Source organism: Larkinella sp. C7 (genome assembly GCF_006149005.1).
GTDB lineage: Bacteria > Bacteroidota > Bacteroidia > Cytophagales > Spirosomataceae > Larkinella.
Genome location: NZ_VBSL01000234.1, coordinates 1 through 351 on the forward strand (window position 1 = coordinate 1; position 351 = coordinate 351).

1 protein-coding gene is annotated in these 351 nt (G+C 47.3%); it reads right to left on the reverse strand.

Features of this window, described 5'->3' with window-relative positions:
* A partial coding sequence (locus FH871_RS35240) for an RsmG family class I SAM-dependent methyltransferase (protein ID WP_171063046.1) occupies positions 1–351 on the reverse strand: 351 nt, incomplete at both ends.

Here is a 351-nt window from a genome sequence, read left to right on the forward strand (position 1 = left end):
GTTTCTTGTTAGGAAGCCCAGCCCGACGCGGATATTTATTTGGGGTCTCTTTTTTCTTCTCAACAATCGTGATAGTGCGTTGATCCCCATTTGGAAGCTGATAGGTCCTGTTTTCTGTGACTTTAGCGAATAAAAGCTTCAAGGCACCTTGGGCTTGGATCAATTCTTGGTCTGCAGCCGCTGCCTTGAGGGCTAAAAGTTGGCCATTAACTTTGAGAAAGGGGATTGTCAACTCAGACAGAACCTGCATTCTGGCTACGGCTCTAGCTGTAACAATATCGTAGCTGGCACGAAAGGATTTGTCTTGGCCAAAGTCCTCAGCTCGACCATGGTAGAAGTGAACGCCTGTCA